At 66.7% G+C, this 21,906-nt stretch carries 24 protein-coding genes and 1 other RNA gene; 10 read left to right on the top strand and 15 right to left on the bottom strand.

The genetic code is table 11. The features are described from left to right. Nucleotides 1-69: 69 nt before the first annotated feature. Genes ACTZWT_RS23305 through ACTZWT_RS23295 form a run of 3 tightly spaced genes read right to left on the bottom strand, consistent with a single transcriptional unit; the run spans nucleotide 70 to nucleotide 2,349 of the window. The gene (locus tag ACTZWT_RS23305; RefSeq protein ID WP_444772060.1) at nucleotides 70-999 is read right to left on the bottom strand and encodes a sugar kinase; all 930 of its coding nucleotides are present in this window, start codon (nucleotides 997-999) and stop codon (nucleotides 70-72) included. Continuing rightward, nucleotides 996-1,928, bottom strand: a complete 933-nt coding sequence (gene nudC, locus ACTZWT_RS23300) for an NAD(+) diphosphatase (protein WP_444772059.1) — start codon at nucleotides 1,926-1,928, stop codon at nucleotides 996-998. The genes ACTZWT_RS23305 and nudC overlap by 4 nt, the downstream gene beginning before the upstream one ends. A gap of 4 nt (nucleotides 1,929-1,932) precedes the next feature. Next, nucleotides 1,933-2,349 carry an HIT domain-containing protein gene (locus tag ACTZWT_RS23295; RefSeq protein ID WP_444772058.1) on the bottom strand — a complete coding sequence of 139 codons (417 nt, stop codon included), beginning with the start codon at nucleotides 2,347-2,349 and terminating at the stop codon, nucleotides 1,933-1,935. A gap of 215 nt (nucleotides 2,350-2,564) precedes the next feature. On the opposite strand from ACTZWT_RS23295, the gene ffs reads away from it, so the two are divergent. From ffs to ACTZWT_RS23270, 5 genes are all read left to right on the top strand, one after another. After that, an RNA gene (gene ffs, locus ACTZWT_RS23290) (signal recognition particle sRNA small type) lies at nucleotides 2,565-2,661 on the top strand. A 175-nt stretch (nucleotides 2,662-2,836) separates the two neighbouring features. After that, the gene (locus tag ACTZWT_RS23285; protein WP_444772057.1) at nucleotides 2,837-4,711 is read left to right on the top strand and encodes a DNA polymerase III subunit gamma/tau; all 1,875 of its coding nucleotides are present in this window, start codon (nucleotides 2,837-2,839) and stop codon (nucleotides 4,709-4,711) included. 30 nt (nucleotides 4,712-4,741) lie between these two features. After that, on the top strand, nucleotides 4,742-5,062 hold the full coding sequence (locus ACTZWT_RS23280; RefSeq protein ID WP_444772056.1) for a YbaB/EbfC family nucleoid-associated protein: 321 nt from the start codon (nucleotides 4,742-4,744) through the stop codon (nucleotides 5,060-5,062). Between the two features lie 102 nt (nucleotides 5,063-5,164). Further along, on the top strand, nucleotides 5,165-5,770 hold the full coding sequence (gene recR / locus ACTZWT_RS23275; protein WP_444772055.1) for a recombination mediator RecR: 606 nt from the start codon (nucleotides 5,165-5,167) through the stop codon (nucleotides 5,768-5,770). A gap of 18 nt (nucleotides 5,771-5,788) precedes the next feature. Continuing rightward, complete coding sequence (locus ACTZWT_RS23270) at nucleotides 5,789-6,214, top strand: hypothetical protein (RefSeq protein WP_444772054.1); 426 nt, start codon at nucleotides 5,789-5,791, stop codon at nucleotides 6,212-6,214. Between the two features lie 118 nt (nucleotides 6,215-6,332). Here ACTZWT_RS23270 and ACTZWT_RS23265 read toward each other — a convergent pair whose 3' ends face one another. From ACTZWT_RS23265 to ACTZWT_RS23255, 3 genes are all read right to left on the bottom strand, one after another. Beyond that, a complete protein-coding gene (locus ACTZWT_RS23265) occupies nucleotides 6,333-7,709 on the bottom strand; it encodes an AmpG family muropeptide MFS transporter (protein ID WP_444772053.1) in 1,377 nt (458 codons plus the stop codon). Between the two features lie 391 nt (nucleotides 7,710-8,100). Then, a complete protein-coding gene (locus tag ACTZWT_RS23260; protein WP_444772052.1) occupies nucleotides 8,101-9,315 on the bottom strand; it encodes a DNA recombination protein RmuC in 1,215 nt (404 codons plus the stop codon). A gap of 9 nt (nucleotides 9,316-9,324) precedes the next feature. Then, nucleotides 9,325-9,510: a hypothetical protein gene (locus tag ACTZWT_RS23255; protein WP_444772051.1), complete on the bottom strand. Its 186-nt coding sequence runs from the start codon at nucleotides 9,508-9,510 to the stop codon at nucleotides 9,325-9,327. Nucleotides 9,511-9,724: 214 nt separating this feature from the next. Here ACTZWT_RS23255 and def point away from each other — a divergent pair, with 214 nt between their 5' ends. The 5 genes from def (at nucleotide 9,725) to truA (ending at nucleotide 12,777) form a co-directional block, all read left to right on the top strand. Further along, the gene (gene def, locus ACTZWT_RS23250; RefSeq protein WP_444772050.1) at nucleotides 9,725-10,243 is read left to right on the top strand and encodes a peptide deformylase; all 519 of its coding nucleotides are present in this window, start codon (nucleotides 9,725-9,727) and stop codon (nucleotides 10,241-10,243) included. Nucleotides 10,244-10,302: 59 nt separating this feature from the next. Next, nucleotides 10,303-10,548 (top strand): hypothetical protein, encoded by a 246-nt coding sequence (locus tag ACTZWT_RS23245; RefSeq protein WP_444772049.1) that lies wholly within the window; start codon nucleotides 10,303-10,305, stop codon nucleotides 10,546-10,548. Next, nucleotides 10,545-10,970 carry a type II toxin-antitoxin system VapC family toxin gene (locus tag ACTZWT_RS23240; protein WP_444772048.1) on the top strand — a complete coding sequence of 142 codons (426 nt, stop codon included), beginning with the start codon at nucleotides 10,545-10,547 and terminating at the stop codon, nucleotides 10,968-10,970. Before ACTZWT_RS23245 ends, ACTZWT_RS23240 begins: the two co-directional genes overlap by 4 nt. A 21-nt stretch (nucleotides 10,971-10,991) precedes the next feature. Further along, complete coding sequence (gene fmt / locus ACTZWT_RS23235; RefSeq protein WP_444772047.1) at nucleotides 10,992-11,927, top strand: methionyl-tRNA formyltransferase; 936 nt, start codon at nucleotides 10,992-10,994, stop codon at nucleotides 11,925-11,927. 112 nt (nucleotides 11,928-12,039) lie between these two features. Beyond that, a complete protein-coding gene (truA, locus tag ACTZWT_RS23230) occupies nucleotides 12,040-12,777 on the top strand; it encodes a tRNA pseudouridine(38-40) synthase TruA (RefSeq protein WP_444772046.1) in 738 nt (245 codons plus the stop codon). A 267-nt stretch (nucleotides 12,778-13,044) separates the two neighbouring features. Here the strand turns inward: truA and dapE are convergent, their stop codons facing one another. The 9 genes from dapE to rnpA all read right to left on the bottom strand — a co-directional run bounded on the left by dapE (nucleotide 13,045) and on the right by rnpA (nucleotide 21,891). After that, on the bottom strand, nucleotides 13,045-14,208 hold the full coding sequence (dapE, locus tag ACTZWT_RS23225; RefSeq protein ID WP_444772045.1) for a succinyl-diaminopimelate desuccinylase: 1,164 nt from the start codon (nucleotides 14,206-14,208) through the stop codon (nucleotides 13,045-13,047). 7 nt (nucleotides 14,209-14,215) lie between these two features. Continuing rightward, the gene (gene dapD / locus ACTZWT_RS23220; RefSeq protein WP_444772044.1) at nucleotides 14,216-15,061 is read right to left on the bottom strand and encodes a 2,3,4,5-tetrahydropyridine-2,6-dicarboxylate N-succinyltransferase; all 846 of its coding nucleotides are present in this window, start codon (nucleotides 15,059-15,061) and stop codon (nucleotides 14,216-14,218) included. A 240-nt stretch (nucleotides 15,062-15,301) separates the two neighbouring features. Continuing rightward, nucleotides 15,302-16,003 carry a pyrimidine 5'-nucleotidase gene (locus ACTZWT_RS23215; protein WP_444772043.1) on the bottom strand — a complete coding sequence of 234 codons (702 nt, stop codon included), beginning with the start codon at nucleotides 16,001-16,003 and terminating at the stop codon, nucleotides 15,302-15,304. Next, entirely contained in the window at nucleotides 16,000-17,004 is a 1,005-nt protein-coding gene (locus ACTZWT_RS23210; protein WP_444772065.1) for a DUF1036 domain-containing protein, read from the bottom strand. Before ACTZWT_RS23210 ends, ACTZWT_RS23215 begins: the two co-directional genes overlap by 4 nt. A 458-nt stretch (nucleotides 17,005-17,462) precedes the next feature. Further along, a complete protein-coding gene (gene argB, locus ACTZWT_RS23205; RefSeq protein ID WP_444772042.1) occupies nucleotides 17,463-18,359 on the bottom strand; it encodes an acetylglutamate kinase in 897 nt (298 codons plus the stop codon). Between the two features lie 126 nt (nucleotides 18,360-18,485). After that, the gene (locus ACTZWT_RS23200; RefSeq protein ID WP_444772041.1) at nucleotides 18,486-18,854 is read right to left on the bottom strand and encodes a DUF423 domain-containing protein; all 369 of its coding nucleotides are present in this window, start codon (nucleotides 18,852-18,854) and stop codon (nucleotides 18,486-18,488) included. After that, nucleotides 18,854-19,504, bottom strand: coding sequence for a ribosome biogenesis GTP-binding protein YihA/YsxC (gene yihA, locus ACTZWT_RS23195; protein ID WP_444772040.1), 651 nt, complete (start codon nucleotides 19,502-19,504; stop codon nucleotides 18,854-18,856). Before yihA ends, ACTZWT_RS23200 begins: the two co-directional genes overlap by 1 nt. Nucleotides 19,505-19,658: 154 nt before the next feature. Beyond that, entirely contained in the window at nucleotides 19,659-21,533 is a 1,875-nt protein-coding gene (gene yidC, locus ACTZWT_RS23190) for a membrane protein insertase YidC (protein WP_444772039.1), read from the bottom strand. 16 nt (nucleotides 21,534-21,549) lie between these two features. Further along, nucleotides 21,550-21,891 carry a ribonuclease P protein component gene (gene rnpA, locus ACTZWT_RS23185; RefSeq protein WP_322515347.1) on the bottom strand — a complete coding sequence of 114 codons (342 nt, stop codon included), beginning with the start codon at nucleotides 21,889-21,891 and terminating at the stop codon, nucleotides 21,550-21,552. Between the last annotated feature and the right edge of the window lie 15 nt (nucleotides 21,892-21,906).

The raw sequence follows: 21,906 nt of genomic DNA, 5'->3' as shown, positions 1-21,906 counted from the left end.
TAATGACGTAGGGTCGAGCCCGGTAATGACGGCGATGGCTGAGCGCAGGCTCTGCCTCGCCGCAGTCGATTACTTCGCCTTGTCGGCGAGAAACGCCTCGACCTCTTCGCGGTCCGGGCACGCGAACGCCCCGCCCGGCCGGGTGCATTTCAGCGCCGCGGCGGCGGAGGCGAAGCGCAGCGCGCTGGCGATGTCCTGGCCTTCGCTGAACGCCACCGCGAAGCCGCCGTGGAAGATGTCGCCGGCGCCGAGCGTGTCGACGACGTGCACCGGAAACGCCGGGGTCTGCTGAAACGTCTTCTCGGCGTCGAGCCACAGCGTGCCCTTCGGGCCGCGGGTGACGGCGACGAAGGCATGCGTGAGCTTCGCGACTTTCTTCAGCGCCGCCTCGTCGTCGTCGGTGCCGGCGGTGGCGTGCAGCGCTTCGGCCGAGAAGATCAGGTGCGACGACGCGGTCAGCAGGCCTTCGTTGAGCGACATCGCGCTGTCGATGTCGACCACGACCGGAATCCCGCGCTTCGTCGCCTCGGCGCATAGCGGCGTGGCGAAGCCGGCGCAGCGGCTCTCGATCATGATGGCGTCGCAGTCTTTCAGCAGTTCGTCGGCGTCCGGCAGCGCGACGTTCCACAGCTTCGGATCGCGGAAGGTGACGATGGTGCGTTCGCCGGTCGGATCGACCATCACCGCGGAGATCGGCGTCACCAGCCCCGGCATGTGGATCAGGCGACTGGTCGCGATGCCTTCCTCGCCGAGCTTGTCGAAGATGAAGCGCGCGGCGGCTTCGCTGGCGTCGCCCATCGGGCCGCACATCGTCGCGGTGCCGCCGAGCCGGGCGATGCCGATCCCGGCATTGAGCGCGTTGCCGCCGGAGATCTCTTCATAAGCGCTGGCGGGGATCTTGTTGCCGCGGCCCGGCACCGCCTCGATCCGGAAGGTGAGGTCGCGGACCGGAATGCCGACGCAGAGAATGCGCGGGTTGGGCTTTGCGGTGTTCGTCATGATGTCTGCTCCAGCCAGCGGCCGACCAGATGATGCGCGATCGCGAACGGGTGCGGCCCGACCAGGCCGTCCGGATGCTGGCGATTGAGCATCGCGGCGGCCTCGTCGCGCGAGAACCAGCGCGCATCCTCGAGTTCGGTGAAGTCGATGGTGATGTCTTCCGTCGTTGCGATCGCCGTACAACCGATCATCAGCGAAGATGGATACGGCCACGGCTGCGTCATGTAGTAGCGCACCTCGGAACAGCGGATGCCGGACTCCTCATAGATCTCGCGGCGCACCGCGTCCTCGATCGTCTCCGCCGCCTCGACGAAGCCGGCGAGGCACGAATACATCCCGGCCGGAAACGGCTTCTGCCGGCCGAGCAGGCATTTGTCGCCCGACGTCACCAGCATGATCACCACCGGGTCGGTGCGCGGAAAATGCTCGGCCTTGCAGGTCGGGCAGTCGCGCTTCCAGCCGCCCTGCGACATCGCGGTGCGGGCGCCGCAATTGGCGCAAAAACCGTGGCGCTGGTGCCAACTCACCATCAACTTCGCCATCGCGATCGCCGACAGCTGCTCGGCGGGCAGGATGCCCTGCATCGCCATGCCGCGCAGCTCGGCGATCCCGGCATCGCTGCGGGTCATCAGCGTCTCGACCGCGGCTGCACCGATGCCCATGCCGAACACCGCCGCGCCGTCGCGCAGGCCGAGAAAGATCGTGCCGGGATTGGCGCCGAGCGCCAGCGCCTCCCTGATCGACAGCAGCGCGCGCGGGCCGCCCGCCTCGTGCTTCACCACCAGCGAATCGCGATGCACCACATAGGCGCGGGTGTCGCTTTTGTCCTCCATCGCCATCAGTTTGGAATCGTCGCTGCGCAGATGCGCGGCGCGGTCGAGGATGTTGCTGACGAAGGCCGGCTGGCCGAGCGGAAACACGCTGCTCATCGGCTCAACCCAGCCAGACCTTGCGCCGCAGCGCGTTGATGAATTGCTGCACTTCCTCGGCGTCGTGCGGCAGCGCCGGCACCACGCCCCACACCGGCCGCGGCCAGGCGGCGTCGTTGGAGCGCCGCGCGATCACATGGACATGGAGCTGCGGCACCACATTGCCGAGCGCCGCGATATTCAGCTTGTCGCATTTGGTGATCTCCTTCAGGGCGCGGCCGACCCGGGAGATCTCGGTCGTCAGTTGCGCCTGCTCGACCTCGTCGAGGTCGATGATCTCGACCGCGCCGGCGCGACGCGGCACCAACAGCAGCCACGGATAATTCGCATCCTTGATCACCAGCACGCGGCTGAGCGGCAGGTCGCCGATGTTGATGGTGTCTTTTTCGAGCTGCGGGCTGAGCGACCAATCGGAGGGCATGTCGGTTCCATCGGCCCGTTGGCAAAAGCGGGCTCTTGCGTGGTTGCGGGGGCGGGCCTCGGCCTCTCATAGCAACTCGGCCGAGGCCACGAAAGCCGCGGCGCGATGCGGAATTCATCGCCGCTGCCGCCACGTTGTGGGCTTGCCCTGTCCGAAGGTCCAAGACGCCGCGCGCCCGCTTGCATTCGGCCGGTTTTGGCTCCAAATAGGGACCGGGAGATTGGCGGTGGACGAGCCACTCGCCAACCGGGTCAGGTCCGGAAGGAAGCAGCCCTAACGAGGTCCGGATCGGGTCGCTCGTCAGTCTCCTACCGTTTTTCGGCCGTCGCGCGCCGGTCGATCCAAAGGTGGCGTATCGGCCCGGCCTGCCGGGCCCCGCCAGGTGTCGGGCGTCTGTCGGGCGCGAAGCGGATCAAATGCTCCGCCGGACAGCCTCCGTCCCGTTCCGCAATGCGGCCCCGAGAGAGAACACATTGCGGAACCACCGATGACCGACGCTGGCCCTCCCGCGACCCCTTCGGAAGATGCGGACCAGTCCGGCCTCGCCCTGGGTTCCAGCTCGGGCACCCCGTTGGGCGCTGCACCAGCCGGCGCCTACCGGGTGCTGGCGCGCAAATATCGTCCCAACAGTTTCGAGGATCTGATCGGCCAGGAAGCGGTGGTGCGCACCGTCTCCAACGCCTTCGACACCGGGCGGATTCCGCAGGCCTGGATCCTGACCGGCGTGCGCGGCGTCGGCAAGACCACCACCGCGCGGATTCTCGCGCGGGCGCTGAATTACGAGCTGCCGGACGGGTCGGTGAAGGGGCCGACCATCCACATGCCGGTGCACGGCGTGCACTGCAAGGCGATCATGGAAAGCCGGCACATGGACGTGCTGGAAATGGACGCCGCCTCGCATACCGGCGTCGACGACGTCCGCCAGATCAACGACAGCGTGCGCTACGCGCCGGCGTCTGCGCGCTACAAGGTCTACATCATCGACGAAGTCCACATGCTGTCGACGGCGGCGTTCAACGCCTTCCTGAAGACGCTGGAGGAGCCGCCGGAGCACGCCAAATTCGTGTTCGCCACCACCGAGATCCGCAAGGTGCCGGTGACGGTGCTGTCGCGCTGCCAGCGCTTCGACCTGCGCCGCGTCGAGGCCGACGTGCTGATGAAGCACCTCGGCGGCATCGCCGAGAAGGAAGGCGTCGAGGTCGAGGCCGAAGCGCTCGGCATCATCGCCCGCGCCGCCGAAGGCTCGGTGCGGGATTCGCTGTCGCTGTTCGACCAGGCGATCGCCCATGCGGCCGGCCTGGTGCGGGCCGATCAGGTCCGGCAGATGCTCGGCCTCGCCGACCGCACCCGCGTCATCGAGCTGTTCGACGCGCTGGCGCGCGGCGATATCGCCGCCGCCTTCGCCGAATTCCGCGACCAATACGACACCGGCGCCGATCCGGTGGTGGTGCTGAGCGATCTCGCCGAGTTCGTGAACTTCGTCACGCGGGTCAAGATCGTGCCGGCGACCGCCGACAATGTGGCGTTCGGCGAGACCGAGCGGCTGCGCGGGCGCGAATTCGCGACCCGGCTGTCGATGCGGGTGCTGTCGCGGATGTGGCAGATGCTGCTGAAGGGCATCGCCGAAGTGCAGAGCGCGACGCGCCCGGCCGCGGCCGCCGAGATGGTGCTGGTGCGGATCGCCTACGCGGCCGATCTGCCGACGCCGGACGAAGCGATCCGGATGATCGAACAGGGTGGCGGCGGTTCGCTGCCTTCCGGCGGCAGTGCGCCGCGTGGCGCGCCGTCGGCTTCGCCCTCCGCAATGGCATCAGCTCCGCCAAATTACGCTGCGCCGGCCGCGATGGCGCCGCGCGGTGGCGCGACGATGAGCCAGCCGTCGATGGCGCGGCCGCAGCCCGCCGCGGCTCCGCAGCCGACCCCCGCGGCGCTGACGATCACAAGTTTCCCGCAGCTCGTCGCACTGGCGTCGGAGAAGCGCGATGTGATGACCCGGATGGCGCTGGAAGCCGATGTGCGGCTGGTGCGGATCGAGGACGGCCGGCTCGAACTGGCGCTGGAGCGCACCGCCGCGCGCAGCCTGATCGGCGACCTCGGCCGCAAGCTCGAACAATGGACCGGGCGGCGCTGGACCGTGATCGTGTCGAACGAGCCGGGACAGCCGACGCTGCGATCGCAGAACGAGGCGCAGAAGAACGAGCGCGAGCGCGCCGCGGAGAGCGATCCGCGGGTGCAGGAGGTGCTGGCGCGCTTTCCCGGCGCCAAGCTGATCGAGGTGCGGCGGCTCGCCACCGAGCCGGCCCCGGCCGATTCGGGTATCGAGCACCCCATCGATCCGATCGACGACGACGACGATTCTTGAGAATTCTGGCTCTTTTGAAAGGAACCGATCATGGCTGATTTCCTCGGCATGATGAAACAGGCGGCGCAGTTGCAGTCGAAGATGAAGGCGATGCAGGCGGAGCTCGACCAGATCGAGGTCGAGGGCCTGTCCGGCGGCGGCCTCGTCAAGGTCCGGATGACCGCCAAGATGGAAGTGCGCGGCGTTTCGATCGATCCGTCGCTGCTGAAGCCCGACGAGGGCGAGGTGCTGGAAGATCTGCTGGTCGCGGCGCTGGCCGACGCGCATCGCAAGGCGGAAGCCGCGATGCAGGAGAAGATGCAGGCGCTGACCGGCGGGCTCGGCCTGCCGCCCGGCCTCGGGCTGGGCTAGTCTTCCAGGAATACCGATTCGCAAGTTCTCGCCGACGTGCCGGCGGGCGTCTCGCTCGTGCGTGCCGCCGATCTGATTCACCGAAACGGATAAGCTGTCCCGATGGCCATTGCGGTCGCAGGCCCCGAGATCGAACGTCTGATCCAGCTGCTGGCGCGGCTGCCGGGTCTCGGCCCGCGCTCGGCGCGGCGCGCCGCGCTGCATCTGATCAAGAAACGCGACGCGCTGATGGCGCCGCTCGCCTCGGCGCTGCAGGTCGCGATCGACAAGATCGAGGTCTGCAAGACCTGCGGCAACATCGATACGCAGAATCCCTGCACGGTGTGCACCGATCCGCGTCGCGATCCGTCGATCATCGTGGTGGTGGCCGACGTCGCCGATCTGTGGGCGCTCGAACGCGCTTCCGCCACCAATGGCCGCTATCACGTGCTCGGCGCGACGCTGTCGCCGCTCGATGGCGTCGGCCCCGACGATTTGACCATCGACGCGCTGGTCGCGCGCGCCCATGATGCCGCGGTCAGCGAGATCATCCTGGCGCTCAACGCCACCGTCGACGGCCAGACCACGGCGCACTACGTCACCGACCTGCTGCAGGACGCCGGCGTCAAGGTGACGCGGCTGGCGCACGGCGTGCCGGTCGGCGGCGAACTCGACTATCTCGACGAAGGCACGCTGTCGGCCGCGATGCGGCAGCGGACCCTGTTCTGAACTCCGGAAGTGGACCTGATGATCGAACGACTGCTGAAGCCCTCGCTGATTCTCGCCGCGCTGCTGGCGCTCCCGGTCCCGCCTGCGCTGGCGCAGGCCACCGAAAGCCAGGCGGCGCTGCCGAAGCCGAAGGCGATGAAGGTGGGCGACGTGCTCAGCGGCGAACTCACCGCGATGCGCTCGCGCGCCAGGGCCAAGGGCAAGAAGGGCCCGGTGTATCAGCTCGTCAGCGAGCCGCGCCGGCTGCCGCCGCCGTCCGGCCTGTGCAATCTCGAGAACGGGCCGGAGACGTTCCAGATCGTGCCCGCCGGCGATGCCCAGGCGGCGCAGCTCAAATCGCATCTCGGCAAGCACGTCGCGCTGAAGGTCGAGTCGGTCGCCTGCGCCGAGGAGGCCGGGCAGTACAGCGAGGCCGTGGTGACGAAATGGAGCCTGGTGAACTGAGCGCCGCGGCTGCTAGCTCGCCGTCATTGCGAGGAGCGAAGCGACGAATCAATCCAGCTCTGTGCACCGCCTCTGGATTGCTTCGCTTCGCTCGCAATGACGCTTTGCGAAATCTTCCTCACACCTTGACCGGCCCCAGAGCCGCGAAATGGCCGCGGCGCTGCAGCCAGAGCAGCAGTACCAGGCTGGGCGCGGCGACCGCGACGCTGATCATGAAGAACGCCGGCCAGCCGGTCGCCTGCGCCACATAGCCGGCGCCGGCCGACAAGTACGTCCGCCCCACCGCCGACAGCGCCGTCAGCAGCGCGTATTGCGTCGCGGTGTGCAGCGGGTTCTGGCACAGCGCCGACAGGTACGCGACGAAGATGACGGTGCCGATCGCGCCGGTGAAATTCTCGACCGAAATCGCCAGCGCCAGCGCCCATTGATTGACACCGACGGTCGCCAGCCAGGCGAACGCCAGGTTCGACAGCGCCTGCAGCACCGCGCCGATCCACAGGCTCGCCACCAGCGAGTAGCGCCGCGCCACGTAACCACCGGCGAAGCCGCCGATCAGCGTGGCGGCGAGGCCGACGCCCTTGACGATCGCCGCGTAGTCGTTGCGCGTGAAGCCGAGATCGATCACGAACGGCGCCGTCATGGTGCCGGAGAACGCGTCGGTGAACTTGAACAGCACCACGAAAGCCAGCACCGCCAGCGCATCCTTGCGGATGAGAAATTCCGAGAACGCGCCGATCGCCGCGCGCGTCACCCGGGTGAATGCGGTGTCGCCGCTGGTGGCGGCCTCGGCGCGGCGCGATTGCTCCGGTTCGGTCGCGAGCAGCGCCGTGACCGTGCCGATCAGCACCATGCCGGCCATCGTCACATAGCCCCACATCCACGCCGCGGATCGCTCGAGGCCGGTGCCCTCATAGGCGCTGACCAGAAACAGGATGCCCGCAGTCGAGATCAGCATGCCGATCCGGTAGGCCGCGACGTAGGACGCCATGCCGGCGGCCTGCTCGTTCTCCGGCAGGCTCTCGACCCGGAACGCGTCGACCACGATGTCCTGCGTCGCCGACGCGGCCGCGACCAGCAGCGCGCCGATCGCGACGAACAGCGGCGCATGCGCCGGATCGGTCAGCGCCAGCAGCAGGATCGCTCCGATCAGCAGCAGTTGGGTCGCGACCAGCCAGCCGCGGCGGCGGCCGAATAGCCGCGACAGCAGCGGCACGTGCAGCGCGTCGACCACCGGCGCCCAGATGAATTTCAGCGTGTAGGGCGTGCCGACCAGCGCGAACAGGCCGATGGTGCCGAGATCGACGCCGGATTCGCGCATCCACACCAGCAGCGTCGAGCCCGACAGCGCCAGCGGCAGCCCGGACGAGAAGCCGAGAAACAGCACGATGAGTACGCGCGGCTGCAGATACACCGTCATCGCCTCGCCCCAGCCCGGCTTGGCCGGGGCGACGGGAGGCAGCGGCTCTGGATTGGATGCGGCGTCGGGAGCGGTCATGCGGGAGGTGGTAGCAGATTCGAGGGTCGGGGGCATTCGTCGGGTTCGAAGCCGTCATCGCCCGGCTCGACCGGGCGACCCAGTACTCACCGCCGCTTGTTGTGAAGCATGCGGGATATCCGGCGAGGACGTCGTTCGGCAACAGATGCTCTGAAATAATGGATCACCCACTTTCGCGGGTGATGACGGCTCCTTTGGGACGCCGTCGCAGACTTAGAACCTGACTGGAAACGCGGGGCCGCCAAATCAACGCCCTATCCCCGTCATTGCGAGCGAAGCGAAGCAATCCAGAGGCGTCGAGTATGGGGCTTCTGGATTGCTTCGTCGCTTCGCTCCTCGCAATGACGAACTCAAGTGCCTGATCTTGTTGCTCTCATTTTGAGTCAGACTCTCAGGTCGAAGCGACTTCGTCGATTTTGAACGCGCGCGAGCCGAACAGCTCGGTGCGCTCGGGCACCAGCGGCGCCTCGCTGCTTGGCGTCGGCGCGGGGGCCTCGGGTCCCGCCGGCTGTTCGGGCGCCGCAAAATCCAGTTCCTCGATCCGCGCGGCGCGGCGTTCGATCTTGTCGGCCGAGACGAGAATCTGGCGGACGTCGTCATTGACCTGGCCGAAATGCGTCTGCAGCTTGGTGACGCGCTCGCGCAGCCGCGCGAGGTCGTCGCCGAGGCTCAGCACCTCGGTGCGGATCTGGTCGGCGGCGTCGCGCATCCGCGCGTCTTTCAGGATCTGCTGCATCACCTGGATCGCCAGCATCAGGAGCGACGGCGATACCAAGACGATGCGGGCCCGATACGCCTTCTGGATGACGTCGTCGAAGCCGTCGTGGATCTCCGCATAGACCGATTCCGACGGCACGAACATCAGCGCGGTGTCCTGGGTCTCGCCGGGGATCAGGTACTTGCCGGCGATGTCGTCGACATGCCGCATCACATCGATCCGCAGCCGCTGCGATGCGGCCTTTCTCTCGTCGTCGCTGCGCGCCTCGCGCAGCGCGGTGACGGCCTCCAGCGGAAATTTGGCGTCGATGCACAGCGGTCGCTGATCCGGCAGGAACACCACGCAATCCGGCCGCTTGCCGGTCGACAGCGTGTACTGGAACGCGTAGGCGCCCTTCGGCATGCCGTCCTGGACGATCGACTCCATCCGCGCCTGGCCGAAGGCGCCGCGCGCCTGCTTGTTGGCGAGCACGTCGCGCAGCGTCGTCACCTGATCGGTCAGCTCGGTGAGGTTGTCATGCGCCCGGTCGATGATGCCGAGCCGCTCGTGCAGCGCCTGCAGGCTCTGCATGGTGTAGCGCGTGGACTGGGTCAGCGAATGGCCGAAGCGGTGCGTGACGCTGTCGAGCCGTTCGCTCATTGCCTTGGCCATTTCGGCTTGGCGCCCGGCTAGCGCCCGGCCCATTGCATCGACCCGGCCATTGGCTTCGTGCTGGGTCCGCATCAAGTGCGCCAGCCGGTCGTCGATCACCGTCCTGCCCGCAGCTTGGCCGCGCGCGACGAGGATTGCGATGATCGCGAGCAGCGCCACCGCCGCTGCTCCGAATCCGCTCATGGCTACGCCAAGGCTGATCGGGATGTCGCCGAGGGTAAACAGAATCTCATTCATGCAGGGGGATCACCTTGCGAGCAGCCAGACGATCGGCGCACCGACGATGCCGAGCGCCACAAGAATCAAGGCGACCCGCCCGAGCTTCCGCAATGCGCCGATTTGGGAGAAGCCGCGATTTGGCATCCGATCGAGCCGGCGACGCAATCGCGCAAGGATTGGCCCGAACCCGCTCAAATCCAACCACTCGATCATCGTTGCCCTCGGCATGACTAGGCCCTGAGCGAGCCGGAAGATCGGGAAGTCTGAGTAGCACATCCCCCTCGATTCGGAACGAACAGAGAACAATCCGGTTAATTTCCGGCTAATCGACCGGATCCGGCATTCTCGCATCCGCCGCGCCGAAAGTGGCAGACCCTCCGGTCGGTCCCGGATTGACCGCAAAGCCTGCGCCCCTTAAATCGCCGCCATGGCCCTGCGCGAAATCATCATCCTGCCCGATAAGCGGCTGCGTGAAATCTCCAAGCCCGTCGCCGAGGTGACGCCGGAGATCCGCAAGCTCGCGGACGACATGTTCGAGAGCATGTACGAGGCCCCCGGCATCGGGCTGGCGGCGATCCAGATCGCCGAGCCGGTGCGGCTGATCACGATGGATATCGTGCGCAAGGAGGGCAACGGCAAAAGCGATCCGCGCGCCTTCATCAATCCGGAGATCGTCGGCGCCTCGCAGGAGCTGAACGTCTACGAGGAAGGCTGCCTGTCGATCCCCGAATACTACGCCGAGGTCGAGCGCCCGAAGACGGTGCGGATCCGCTACACCGATCTCGATGGAAACGTGAAGGAAGAGGACGCCGACGGCCTGTTCGCGACCTGCATCCAGCACGAGATCGATCACCTCAACGGCGTGCTGTTCGTCGACCATCTGTCGAAGCTGAAGCGCGCGATGGTGATCCGGAAGTTCGAGAAGGCGGCAAAGCGCGCCGGCTGAGCGGCGTTGCCTGGGTGGGCCGGTGGTGATATCATTGATATCGCCGCCGGAGATTCCGAATGCCAGACCTGTTGATCCGAAACGTCTCAGCGGAATTGAAGGAGCGGATCGAGCGCGAAGCGCGCGCGTCGGAAACGAGCCTGTCGGAAGCCGCCAAGGCGCTGATCGAAAAAGGGCTTGGTTCCGCCGAGCCCCCGCGACGCCTCGGGACCGAACTCTTCAACCTGATTCCGCCAGAATATCGTGGCGATGATCTGGTGTTCGAGATTCCCGACCTGGCAAGCGATCCGCCCGATTTTTCATGATCATTCTCGATACGAATGTCGTCTCGGAAGGATTCCGCGCCACGCCTCATCTGGCCGTTCGTACGTGGATGGATGCGCAACCGCATCAAACGCTCTTCATCTGTGCGCCGGTGCTTGCAGAGATCCGTTTTGGCATCGCGCTGCTGGCACCCGGCGCCCGGCGCGACCTGTTGCAGGCTGGAGCCGACAGGCTCGAGCACGATCAATATCAAGGTCGAATTCTGTCATTGGATGCGAGTGCAGCGGCAGCTTACGGCCGCCTCGCCGCCGACCGGCAGAAGCAGGGCAGGCCGATCGGATTGATGGACGGACTGATCGCCGCAATCGCCATCGTTCATCACGCCGATCTGGCGACGCGTGATGCCTCTGGTTTCTCCGGGCTGGGTTTGAATGTCATCAATCCATTCGAGCTCACGCCCTAACTTTACTGGATCAGATCTCCCATGCCGCTTCGCCTCGTCTTCATGGGCACGCCCGATTTCGCGGTGCCGACGCTGCTCGCTTTGTCGGGGCACGGGCACGACATCGCGGCGGTTTATAGCCGCGAGCCGAAGCCGGCCGGGCGCGGGATGAAGCTGCAGGACAGCCCGGTGGCGCAGGAGGCGAAGCGGCTCGGGATTCCCGTGCTGACGCCGAAGACGCTGAAGACCGACGAGGCGCTGGCGGAATTCCGCAGCCACGAGGCCGACGCGGCGGTGGTCGTGGCCTACGGCATGATCCTGCCGCAGGCGATCCTCGATGCGCCCCCGCTCGGCTGCTACAATCTGCACGGCTCGCTACTGCCGCGCTGGCGCGGCGCCGCGCCGCTCAACCGCGCCATCATGGCGGGCGACGCCGAGAGCGGCGTGATGGTGATGAAGATGGACGTCGGCCTCGACACCGGCGACGTCGCGATGGCCGAGCGGATCGCCATCACCGATGCGATGACCGTCACCGATCTGCACGACGCGCTGGCGCGGCTCGGCGCCGACCTGATGGTGCGGGCGATGGCGGCGCTGGAGCGCGGCGGGCTGCAACTCACCAGGCAGAGCGAAGACGGCGTCACCTACGCCGCCAAGATCGACAAGGCCGAGGCGAAAATCGATTTCGCGCGGCCGGCGCAGGCGGTGCTGCGGCATATTCACGGGCTGTCGCCGTTTCCGGGTGCGTGGTGCGAATTGCCGATCGACGGCGAGGCGGTGCGGGTGAAGATCCTGCGCTGTGCATTGGCCGGCGGCAGCGGTACGCCGGGCGAGGTGCTGGGCGACGATCTCACCATCGCCTGTGCCGACGGCGCGATCCGCGTGCTGCAATTGCAGCGCGCCGGCAAGCAGCCGATGCAGGCCGACGAGTTTTTGCGCGGCACGCCGATCGCGGCGGGCGCGCGGGTGGTTAGCTGAGCGTATTGCACAGCGTCATGCGCGGGCTTGACCCGCGCATCCATCCTCGAAACAAATCTCTGTTGAATGATGGATTGCCGGGTCAAGCCCGGCAATGACACCGAATAGGTTCATGCCCCGCTACAAGCTCACCATCGAATATGACGGCGCGCCGTTCTGCGGCTGGCAGTTGCAGCCGACGCTGCCGTCGGTGCAGGGCGCGCTCGAGGCCGCCGCGCTGGCGACCTGCGGCGAGGCGGTGCGCGTGCACGGCGCCGGCCGCACCGATGCCGGCGTGCATGCGCTGGGGCAGGTCGCGCATCTCGATATCGCCAAGCCGTTCCGCGCCGATCGGCTACGCGACGCGCTCAACGCCCATGTGCGGCCGCATCCGATCGCGATCTTGTCCGCCGAACTCGTGCCGGATGATTTCGAGGCGCGGTTCTCGGCGATCCGGCGGCACTACCGCTATCGCATCGTCAACCGCCGCTCGAATCTCGCGCTCGAGATCGGCAAGGTGTGGCGGGTGCCGAAGCCGCTCGACACCGACGCGATGCACCGCGCAGCGCAAGTGCTGATCGGCAAGCACGACTTCACCACCTTCCGCGACACCGAATGCCAGGCCGCCTCGCCGGACAAGACGCTGGACGTGCTCGACGTCGTGCGGAACGGCGACGCCGTCGAAATCATCACCAATGCCCGTTCCTATCTGCACAGCCAGGTGCGCTCGATGGTCGGCTCGCTGGTGTGGGTCGGCGAGGGGCGCTGGAGCGCCGACGATCTCGCCGCCGCACTGGCGGCACGGCAGCGCTCGGCCTGCGGTCCCGTCGCGCCGCCGGATGGATTGTACCTGGTGCAGGTGGATTACTGAGTACTAGAGCTGTTCATCGCTTGATTGAAGCGGCGCGGCATTCTCGAATGCGGAGTCGTCATCCTGAGGTGCGAGCGCAGCGAGCCTCGAAGGATGACGGCGGTGATTCCATCAAAAGCAGAGCTGCTCTAAGGGTCACAAACATCTCGTTCGTCATTCCGGGATGGGCCGCGCAGCGGCACAGGCCCGGAATCCATAACCCCTGACAGTGAGTATGGATTCCGGGCTCGCGCTACGCGCGCCCCGGAATGACGAAAGAGAGGTCGTTTACCTGAAGTATCTCTCCAGCACGCCGCGATAGATCGCGGTGAGCTTGTCGAGATCGCTGACCGGCGTGCGTTCGTCGATCTGGTGCATGGTCTGGCCGACCAGGCCGAATTCGACCACCGGGCAGTACTTCGCGATGAAGCGCGCGTCCGAGGTGCCGCCGCCGGTGTTGAGTTCGGGGGTACGGCCGGTGATGTTGGCGATCGATGCCGACACCAGATCGGTGAAGCCGCCGGGCTTCGTCACGAACACGTCGGCGTTCGACGGCAGCCACTCGATCCGGGCGCGGATGCGGTTGCCGCAGGCGGCGGCGAGGCGCTGCTCGACCAGCGCGCGCAGCGACTCCTGCGTATGGTGATCGTTGAAACGGATGTTGAACTTCGCCCGCGCCTGCGCGGGGATCACATTGGTGGCCGGATTGCCGACATCGACCGAGGTGAAGGCGAGGTTCGACGGCTGGAACTGTGCCGAGCCCTGATCCAGCGGTTCGTCGTTCAGCGCGGTGATCAGCGCCGCGATATCGGGAATCGGATTGGCGGCGCGGTGCGGATAGGCGACGTGGCCCTGCTGGCCGTCGACGATCAGTACGCCGGATTGCGAGCCGCGGCGGCCGATCTTGATGGTGTCGCCGATCGCCTCGACATTGCTCGGCTCGCCGACGATGCAGTGATCGAAGGTCTCGCCGCGCTCCGCCGCCCATTGCAGCAGCTTGACGGTGCCGTTGACGGCGACGTCTTCCTCGTCGCCGGTGATCAGGAACGAGATCGAGCCTTTGGCCTTGCCGTCATGGGCGGCCAGATAGTCCAGCGTCGCCGCCACCGCGCAGGCGATGCCGCCCTTCATGTCGACCGCGCCGCGGCCATACAGCAGACCATCCGCCACGTCGCCGGAAAACGCGCCGTGGCTCCAGGCACTGTCGTCGCCCGGCGGCACCACATCGGTGTGGCCGGCGAAGCAGAGATGCGGCGCGGCGTCGCCGATCCGGGCATAAAGATTGTCGATGTCGGCGGTGCCGGGCTCGCTGAAGGTGACGCGATGCGTCGCAAAGCCCGCGTCTTTCAACAGCGCCTCCAGCACGCCGAGCGCGCCGGCATCGGCCGGCGTCACCGACGGGCAGCGCAGCAGCGCCTGGGCGATCTCTAGCGCGGTCGCGGTCGCGGTCACGGCGCGCTTAGTCCCGCAGCAATTCGTTGATCGAGGTCTTGGAGCGGGTGCGCTCATCGACGCGCTTGACGATCACCGCGCAGGCCGTCGCCGGGCCCGGATTGCCGTTCTTGAGCGGCTTCGCGGGCATCATGCCGGGCACCACCACGGCGTATTCGGGCACTTCGCCGACGAAGATTTCGCCGGTTTCGCGGTCGACGATCTTGGTCGAGGCGCCGAGGAATACGCCCATCGCCAGCACCGCGCCCTTGCGGACGATCACGCCCTCGGCGACTTCGGAGCGGGCGCCGATGAAGCAGTCGTCCTCGATGATCACCGGACCGGCCTGCAGCGGCTCCAGCACGCCGCCGATGCCGACGCCGCCGGAGATGTGGACGCGCTTGCCGATCTGAGCGCAGGAGCCGACCGTCGACCAGGTGTCGACCATCGTGGCCTCGTCCACATAGGCGCCGAGATTGACGAAGGACGGCATCAGCACCGCGTTTTTCGCGATGAAGGCGGAACGGCGCACGATCGCGCCCGGCACCGCGCGGAAGCCGGCATCACGAAAACGGTTCTCGCCCCAGCCCTCGAATTTCGACGGCACCTTGTCCCACCATTGCGCGCCGCCGGGACCGCCGGGAATCGTGCTCATGTCGTTGAGCCGGAACGACAGCAGCACCGCCTTCTTCAGCCACTGGTTGACGGTCCACGTGCCCGACGCCTCGCGCTCGGCGACGCGCGCCTCGCCCTTGTCGAGCAGATCGAGCGCGTGATCGACAGCATCGCGAACCTCACCCTTGGTCGCAGCGCTGACCGTGTCGCGCGCGTCGAAAGCGGTATTGATGGTGGTTTCCAGGGCGGAGAGCGACATCGGGAGGTCCTTGGAGCGGGGAGTTCAGGGAGAAATTTGACGGGTGTTGTCCGGATTCGGCCCGGGAGAGTCAAGGCGCTCCCGTCCGCCGGCCGTAGGATGGGTTAGGCGCCCTTGCGCCGTAACCCATCTTGCCTCGGTTGCGGCCGATGGGTTACGCGCTACGCGCTAACCCATCCTACGGGCTGGGTCGCCCGCTTTCGCGGGCGTCGACGGCTGTGATTGTCGACGGATCGTGCCTCACCTCGGCGCGAGTATCCCCGCCAGAAACCCCGTCAGATCTTCCGTCACGTAGTCGACATGCACGGCGTCGCGGCCCTCCAGTTCCCAGTCTTCGCGGACCACCTCCTTGCTGCCGTCCGGCACCACCAGCACCGTGGTCATGCCGAGCTGATGCGGCACCGCGAGGTTGCGGGCGAGGTCTTCGAACATCGCGGCTTTGGCGGGGTCGACGCCGTGCAGCGTCAGGAAGCGGTGATAGGTCTGCGGCGCCGGCTTCGGCTCCAGTTCGGCGGCGACGATGTCGAACACCGCCTCGAAGTGATGGCCGATGCCGAGCCGCGCCAGTACCTTGCCGGCATGGGCGGTCGAGCCGTTGGTCAGGATCAGCTTGCGGCCGGGTAATTGCGCGATCGCGGCGCCCATCGCCGGGTTCGGCTCCAGCGGCGAGTGATCGATCGCGTGCACATAGGCCAGGTAATCGTCGGCGCTGACGCCGTGCTCGGTCATCATGCCGCGCATCGTGGTGCCGTAGCGCTTGTAGTAGTCCTTCTGGATCCGGAACGCCTCGTCCGGCGTCACCTTCAGCCAGTCGGCGACGAAATCGCGGATACGCACGTCGACCTGCTGCCACAGATTGACGTGATGCGGATACAGCGTGTTGTCGAGGTCGAACACCCAGGTCTCGACACGGCCGAAGCCGCGGATGGAGGGCTGTTTCATGGTGTCGCAAACCGCAATGTTCTGCTGCCGCCGGAGAGGTCGACCGGCGCGAAGCCGGTGGCGTTCAGCCCGCGTGCCGAGCAGTCGCCCTGTTCGCTGATCTCGAATTTGCTGTCGCGCGTGCACAGCAGCGTCGCGCCGCCCCAGTTCAGCGGCTTGTCCTTGATCCGGACCGGCCGCGCATTGCCGTCGACCGCTTCGGCGAAGCTGAACACCCGCTTCGGCTGCGCGCCGAGGTCGGGACGCAGGCATTTGCCGGGCTCGATCCGGTACCAGCCGCGGCTGGTCATCGTCCTGCCGTCGTCCTCGCCGACCGCGGCCATGATCTTGTTCTTCGTGTCGTTGCACCAGGTCAGCCCGGTCGCCGACGGCGCCTCGACCGCCTTGATCATGGTATCGAAGAAGTCCGGCGCGTTGACGACGTCGGATTTGAGTCCGCGGCTTTTCAGGAAGGCGGCGAGTGCTCCTTGCGTCTTCGGGCCGTCGACCCCGTCGATCGGCGCGGCGTCGTAGCCGGCGATCACCAGCAGCCGCTGGATCGCGGCGAGCTTGGCCTGTTCGTCGTCATAGCCGCTGTCCTCGGCCAGATAGGCGACCATGGTGCCGTCCTCGGTCCGGGTCGGCCTGATCTCGGTGAACGCCGCCAGCGCCTGTCCGCTGCGGCACTGCCGCGCGGCGGCAATGACGAAATTCTCCTGCGTGATGCACAGCCGGTCGGTGCCGTTCTGCGGCACCGGCGAGGCGCCGTAGACCGGGAGCGAGCGGGCATGCAGCATCACCCGGTCGGCGGTGAGCGCGCCCTGCAGCACGACGCGGCATTGCGCCGGATCGAGCCGCAACCAGCCGCGCGTCGCCGTCGTCGCCTGGTCGTCGATCCCGATCGCAGCCTCGATCACGTAGCTCATGCGGTTGCAGAGCTTGAGGTCGGCGTGCGCGGTGGAGCTGCCGATCATCGCAAAGGACGCCGCAACGAAAAGCGTCCGCCGCAAGTCCAACCTCATGGTGAGGAGGCGCGCGCAGCGCGCCGTCTCGAACCATGCGGCCACGCGGCCATCCTTCGAGACGCCCGGCACCGCCCTACGGGCGTTGCCGGCCTCCTCAGAGTCTGACTCAAAATGAGAGCACCAGATCAAGGCACTTAGGTTCGTCATTGCGAGGAGCGAAGCGACGAAGCAATCCAGAAGCCCCATTCTCGGCGCCTCTGGATTGCTTCGCTTCGCTCGCAATGACGGGGATAGGGCGTTGATTTCGCGGCCAGCATTTCCAGTCAGGCTCTCAGGATGAGGACTGTGCGGGTGGAAAGATTGCCGTGTGCGTAGCAGGCGCGCCGCGCCAATCACCTTCGTCATGCCCGGGCTCGTCCCGGCCATCCACGTCTTCGGCGGCAGCCGGAAGCAAGAACGTGGATGGCCGGGACGAGCCCGGCCATGACGCTGGGAGATGCGCTCGGCCGCGTCCATCACTTGTGGATCAGCGTGCCGGTGCCCTGGTTGGTGAACAGTTCGAGCAGCACCGCGTGCGGCACCTTGCCGTCGAGGATGACGACGCCCTCGACGCCCTGTTCGAGCGCGTAGATGCAGGTCTCGACCTTGGGGATCATGCCGCCGGAGATGGTGCCGTCGGCGATCAGCTTGCGGGCGTCCCTGATCGACAGTTCGGGGATCAGCTTCTTGTTCTGGTCGAGCACGCCCGGCACGTCGGTCAGCAGCAGCAGCCGCTTGGCCTTCAGGGCGCCGGCGACCGCGCCGGCAAAAGTGTCGGCGTTGACGTTGAAGGTCTGGCCGCTCGACGAGGTCGCCAGCGGCGCCAGCACCGGGATCAGCTCGTGGCCGATCAGCTGGTTCAGCAGCGTGAGATCGACCTTCTCGGGTTCGCCGACGAAGCCGAGATCGACCACTTCCTCGATCCGCGAATCCGGATCGACCATGGTGCGCGTCGCCTTGCTGGCGGTGACCATGTTGCCGTCCTTGCCGCACAGGCCGACCGCCTTGCCGCCGGCCTCGTTGATGTAGCCGACCAGCTGCTTGTTGATCGAGCCGGCCAGCACCATCTCGACGATCTCGATGGTGGCGCCGTCGGTGATGCGCAGCCCGGCGGCGAATTCCGACTTGATGCCGAGCCGCTTCAGCATGGTGGCGATCTGCGGGCCGCCGCCATGCACCACCACCGGGTTCACCGCGGTCTGCTCCAAGAGCACGATGTCGCGGGCGAACGCCTTGGCGTCGTTTTCCGCCCCCATGGCGTGGCCGCCATATTTGATCACGATGGTTTCCTCGTCGTAGCGCTGCATATGCGGCAGCGCCTCGGACAGGATCCGGGCCTGATCGAGCGGGCTGATGATTGGCGCGTCGGTCATGAAGCGGGTCTTTCGCTGGGTTTCGCGATGGGTCTTCGGATTGGTGGGGCAGGTCGGGCGGGGAGAACCGCTAGCATTTCGGCGCGGCCGATCAAAGGGGCCACCTATGCGCCGGACGCGGACGCGCTACCGGCGCGCCGCCAAGGCCGCGACCGCCAGCAGCAGCCAGCTTCCGATCAGCAGCATGCCGCCGGTCGGCGCCGCCATCGAAAACAGCGACTGGCCGGCGAACTGCCGCAGCGACAGGTCGCCGGCGAACAGCGCGGTGCCGAGCACGAAGCCGAAGGTGGCGGCGAGGCCGGGGACGCGATGGACGAGGCCGCGCTCGGCCAGCAGCACCGCGGCCGCGATGGCGCTGGCGTGAAACAGCAGCATCGACGACGCAGGACCCAGCCGCGCTGCGTCGGGCATATGGGTGGCGGCGGCGGCCAGCGCGACGCCGGCGGCGCCGTAAAGTCCGGCGAACACGATCAGCAGGCGGAAGAGAACTGGCATCAGCGGCGCTCGTCGAGCAGGCGGATGATCGCGGCGCGCAGCTCGGGCATGCCGGCGCCGGTGCGCGACGAGGTCATCAGCAATTCCGGGAAAGCAGCGGGGTGTTTCGCCAGCGCCGTCCTGGTCGCGTCGACCCGCTCGGCGAGTTCGGCGGCTTTGACCTGGTCGGCCTTGGTCAGCACGATCTGGTAGCTGACCGCGGCCTTGTCGAGCGTCTTCAGGATGTCGAGGTCGACGTCCTTGAGGCCGTGGCGGCCGTCGATCAGCACATAGACGCGGGCCAGCGTCGCCCGGCCCTGCAGGAATTTGTGAATCAGCGTCGTCCACGACGCCACCTTGGCTTTGGAGGCGGCGGCGTAGCCGTAACCCGGCATGTCGACCAGCCGGAGCCCCGCGTCCTTCGGGCCGTCGAAGAAGATCAGTTCCTGGGTGCGGCCCGGCGTGTGCGAGGTTCGCGCCAGCGCGTTGCGACCGGTGAGCGCGTTGATCAGGCTGGATTTGCCGACGTTGGAGCGGCCGGCGAACGCGACCTCGAGGCCGTCCATCGGCGGCAGCGTCTCGATCGACGGCGACGCCCAGATGAATTGCCAGTCGCCGGCGAAGGTCTTGCGGCCGCGCTCGATCAGGTCCGGGTCGATGGAGTCGGTCATCGGGCCAGCGTCCGAGAGAGGCCCGGCCGCGCCCCGGGCACGGCCGTCATTCCGGGGCGCGCGCCCTTGCGCGCGAACCCGGAATCTCTGTGCGCAACAACCTCGGGATTCCGGGTCTGCCCGCCTTCGGCGCGCATCCCGGAATGACGGGGCGTCACGCCGTCTTCTTCTTTTTACTGAACGACGATTTGAGGTTGTCGAACAGCTCCACCTTCACGCCGTTGCGGCGCATGATGTAGGCCTGCTGCGCCACCGACAGCAGGTTGTTCCAGGCCCAGTAGATCACGAGGCCGGCCGGGAAGTGCGCCAGCATGAAGGTGAAGATCACCGGCATCCAGGCGAAGATCATCTGCTGCGTCGGATCCGGCGGCTGCGGATTGAGCTTCATCTGGAACCACATCGTGAAGCCCATCAGAAGCGGCCAGACGCCCAGCACCAGATAATGGCCGAGCACCGGGATCGAGGTCGGATCGAACGGGATCAGGCCGAACAGGTTGAACAAATTGGTCGGATCGGCGGCCGACAGATCGTGAATCCAGCCGAAGAACGGCGCGTGCCGCATTTCGATGGTGACGAACAGCACCTTGTACAGCGAGAAGAACACCGGGATCTGCAGCAGCACCGGCAGACAGCCGGCGACCGGATTGATCTTCTCCTTGCGGTAGATCTCCATCATCTCCTGCTGCTGCTTCGCCTTGTCGTCCGGATGACGCTCCTTCAGCGCGAGCAGTTGCGGCTGGATCGCCTTCATCTTGGCCATCGAGGCGTAGGATTTGTTCGCCAGCGGCAGGAACAGCACCTTGATCAGCACCGTCACCAGCAGGATGGCGATGCCGAAATTGCCGAACAGGTGGAAGAAGAAGTCGAGCGCCAGGAACATCGGCTTGGTGATGAAGTAGAACCAGCCCCAGTCGATCAGCAGGTCGAAATGGTTCAGCCCGAGCTGCTGGTTGTAGCCGCCGAGCCCGGCGAACGGGAAGTTGATGCCGACGACGCGCGCTTCCTTGGCGCCGGCGAACAGCCGGGCGTTGGCGGTCACGGTGCCGCCGATCGGCACGGTCTTGGCGTCTTCGAGGTAATCGGTCTGGTAGGTGCGGGTGGCGCCGACCTGGTTCGACGAGAACCGCGCCTGCAGCTGCGCATTGGTGTCCGGCAGCAGCGCCGACGCCCAGTATTTGTCGGTGATGCCCATCCAGGCATTGGTCGCCTTGAAGCCGACCGTCTTGGCCTCGTCGATCTTGGCGTAGCCGTATTCCTGCAGGCCGTGCTCGCCGAGATAGCCGATCAGGCCTTCGTGCAGAATGTAGTAGCCCTCGACATGCGGGGTGCCGTGGCGCGAGATCAGCGCGAACGGATACAGCGTCACCGGGGCGCTGCCGACATTGGTGACGTCGTCCTTGACGGTGAACAGATAGCGGTCGTCGACCGCGATCTGACGGCGGAAGGTGAGGCCTTCGCCATTGTCCCAGGTCAGCGTGACCGGATTGCCCGGCGTCAGCGTTGCGGAGCCTTGCTGCTGCCACAGCGTGTTCTGGTCGGGCAGCTTCACATTGGAGCCTGCCGCGCCGACCCAGCCGAATTCGGCGTAATACGGATTGGCACTGCCGGATGGCGAGAACAGATGGATCGGCGGCGATTTCGGATCGACCGTCTCGCGCAGCTGGGTCAGCGACAGATCGTCGATCCGCGCGCCCTTCAGCGAAATCGTGCCGTCGAGGCGCGGGGTTTCGACCCTGATCCGCGGCGACGCCGCGATCGCAGCCTCGCGGCTGACCACCGGAGCGGTGGCGGCCTGCCGGTTGGCCGGCGCATTCGCGGCCGGTGTACCCGGGGCCGCCGGAGCGCTCGGCGCACCCGGCGTCGTCGCGGCAGGGGCCTCGGTCGGCTGCTTGGCCGCGTCCTGCTGCTGCTGCGCCTGCTGGGCGGCGCGCTGCTTCTCCATCTGCGGGATGTTGAAGAAGTACTGCCAGCCGAGCAGCACGAGGCCCGATAGGATCACGGCGAGGATGGTGTTGCGATTGTCGCTCATCGGGTCAGGTCTCGCTTCAATCCGGTTTCGACGACCGCCGCGCAATGCGGTCGAGCGCGGAGCGCAGATCGCCGAGCATGACAGCAAAGTCGCGGCTCAGCGCCGCACGGCGGCCGACCAGCACATAGTCACTGTTTGGCAGCATGGAACCGCGGTCCGCACGCTTGACCAATTCGCGCAGTCTGCGGCGAATTCGGTTGCGTTCGGTCGCGGTGCCGATCTTCTTGGTCACGGTAAAGCCGACCCGGACCGGACCTTGGTCGTCACGGCGTCGGCCTTGCAGCACGAAGGCAGGCCCACTGATCCGCGGCCCGCTGGCAACGGCGATGAAGTCCGCCCGCTGCCGTAATCGGTCCATGCTCTGATCCCGGGA

The sequence above is a fragment of the Rhodopseudomonas sp. NSM genome (genome assembly GCF_052445935.1).
Classification (GTDB): Bacteria; Pseudomonadota; Alphaproteobacteria; order Rhizobiales; family Xanthobacteraceae; genus Rhodopseudomonas.
Note: the sequence above shows the minus strand (reverse complement) of the source record. Positions and strands in the feature narration are given on the sequence as shown.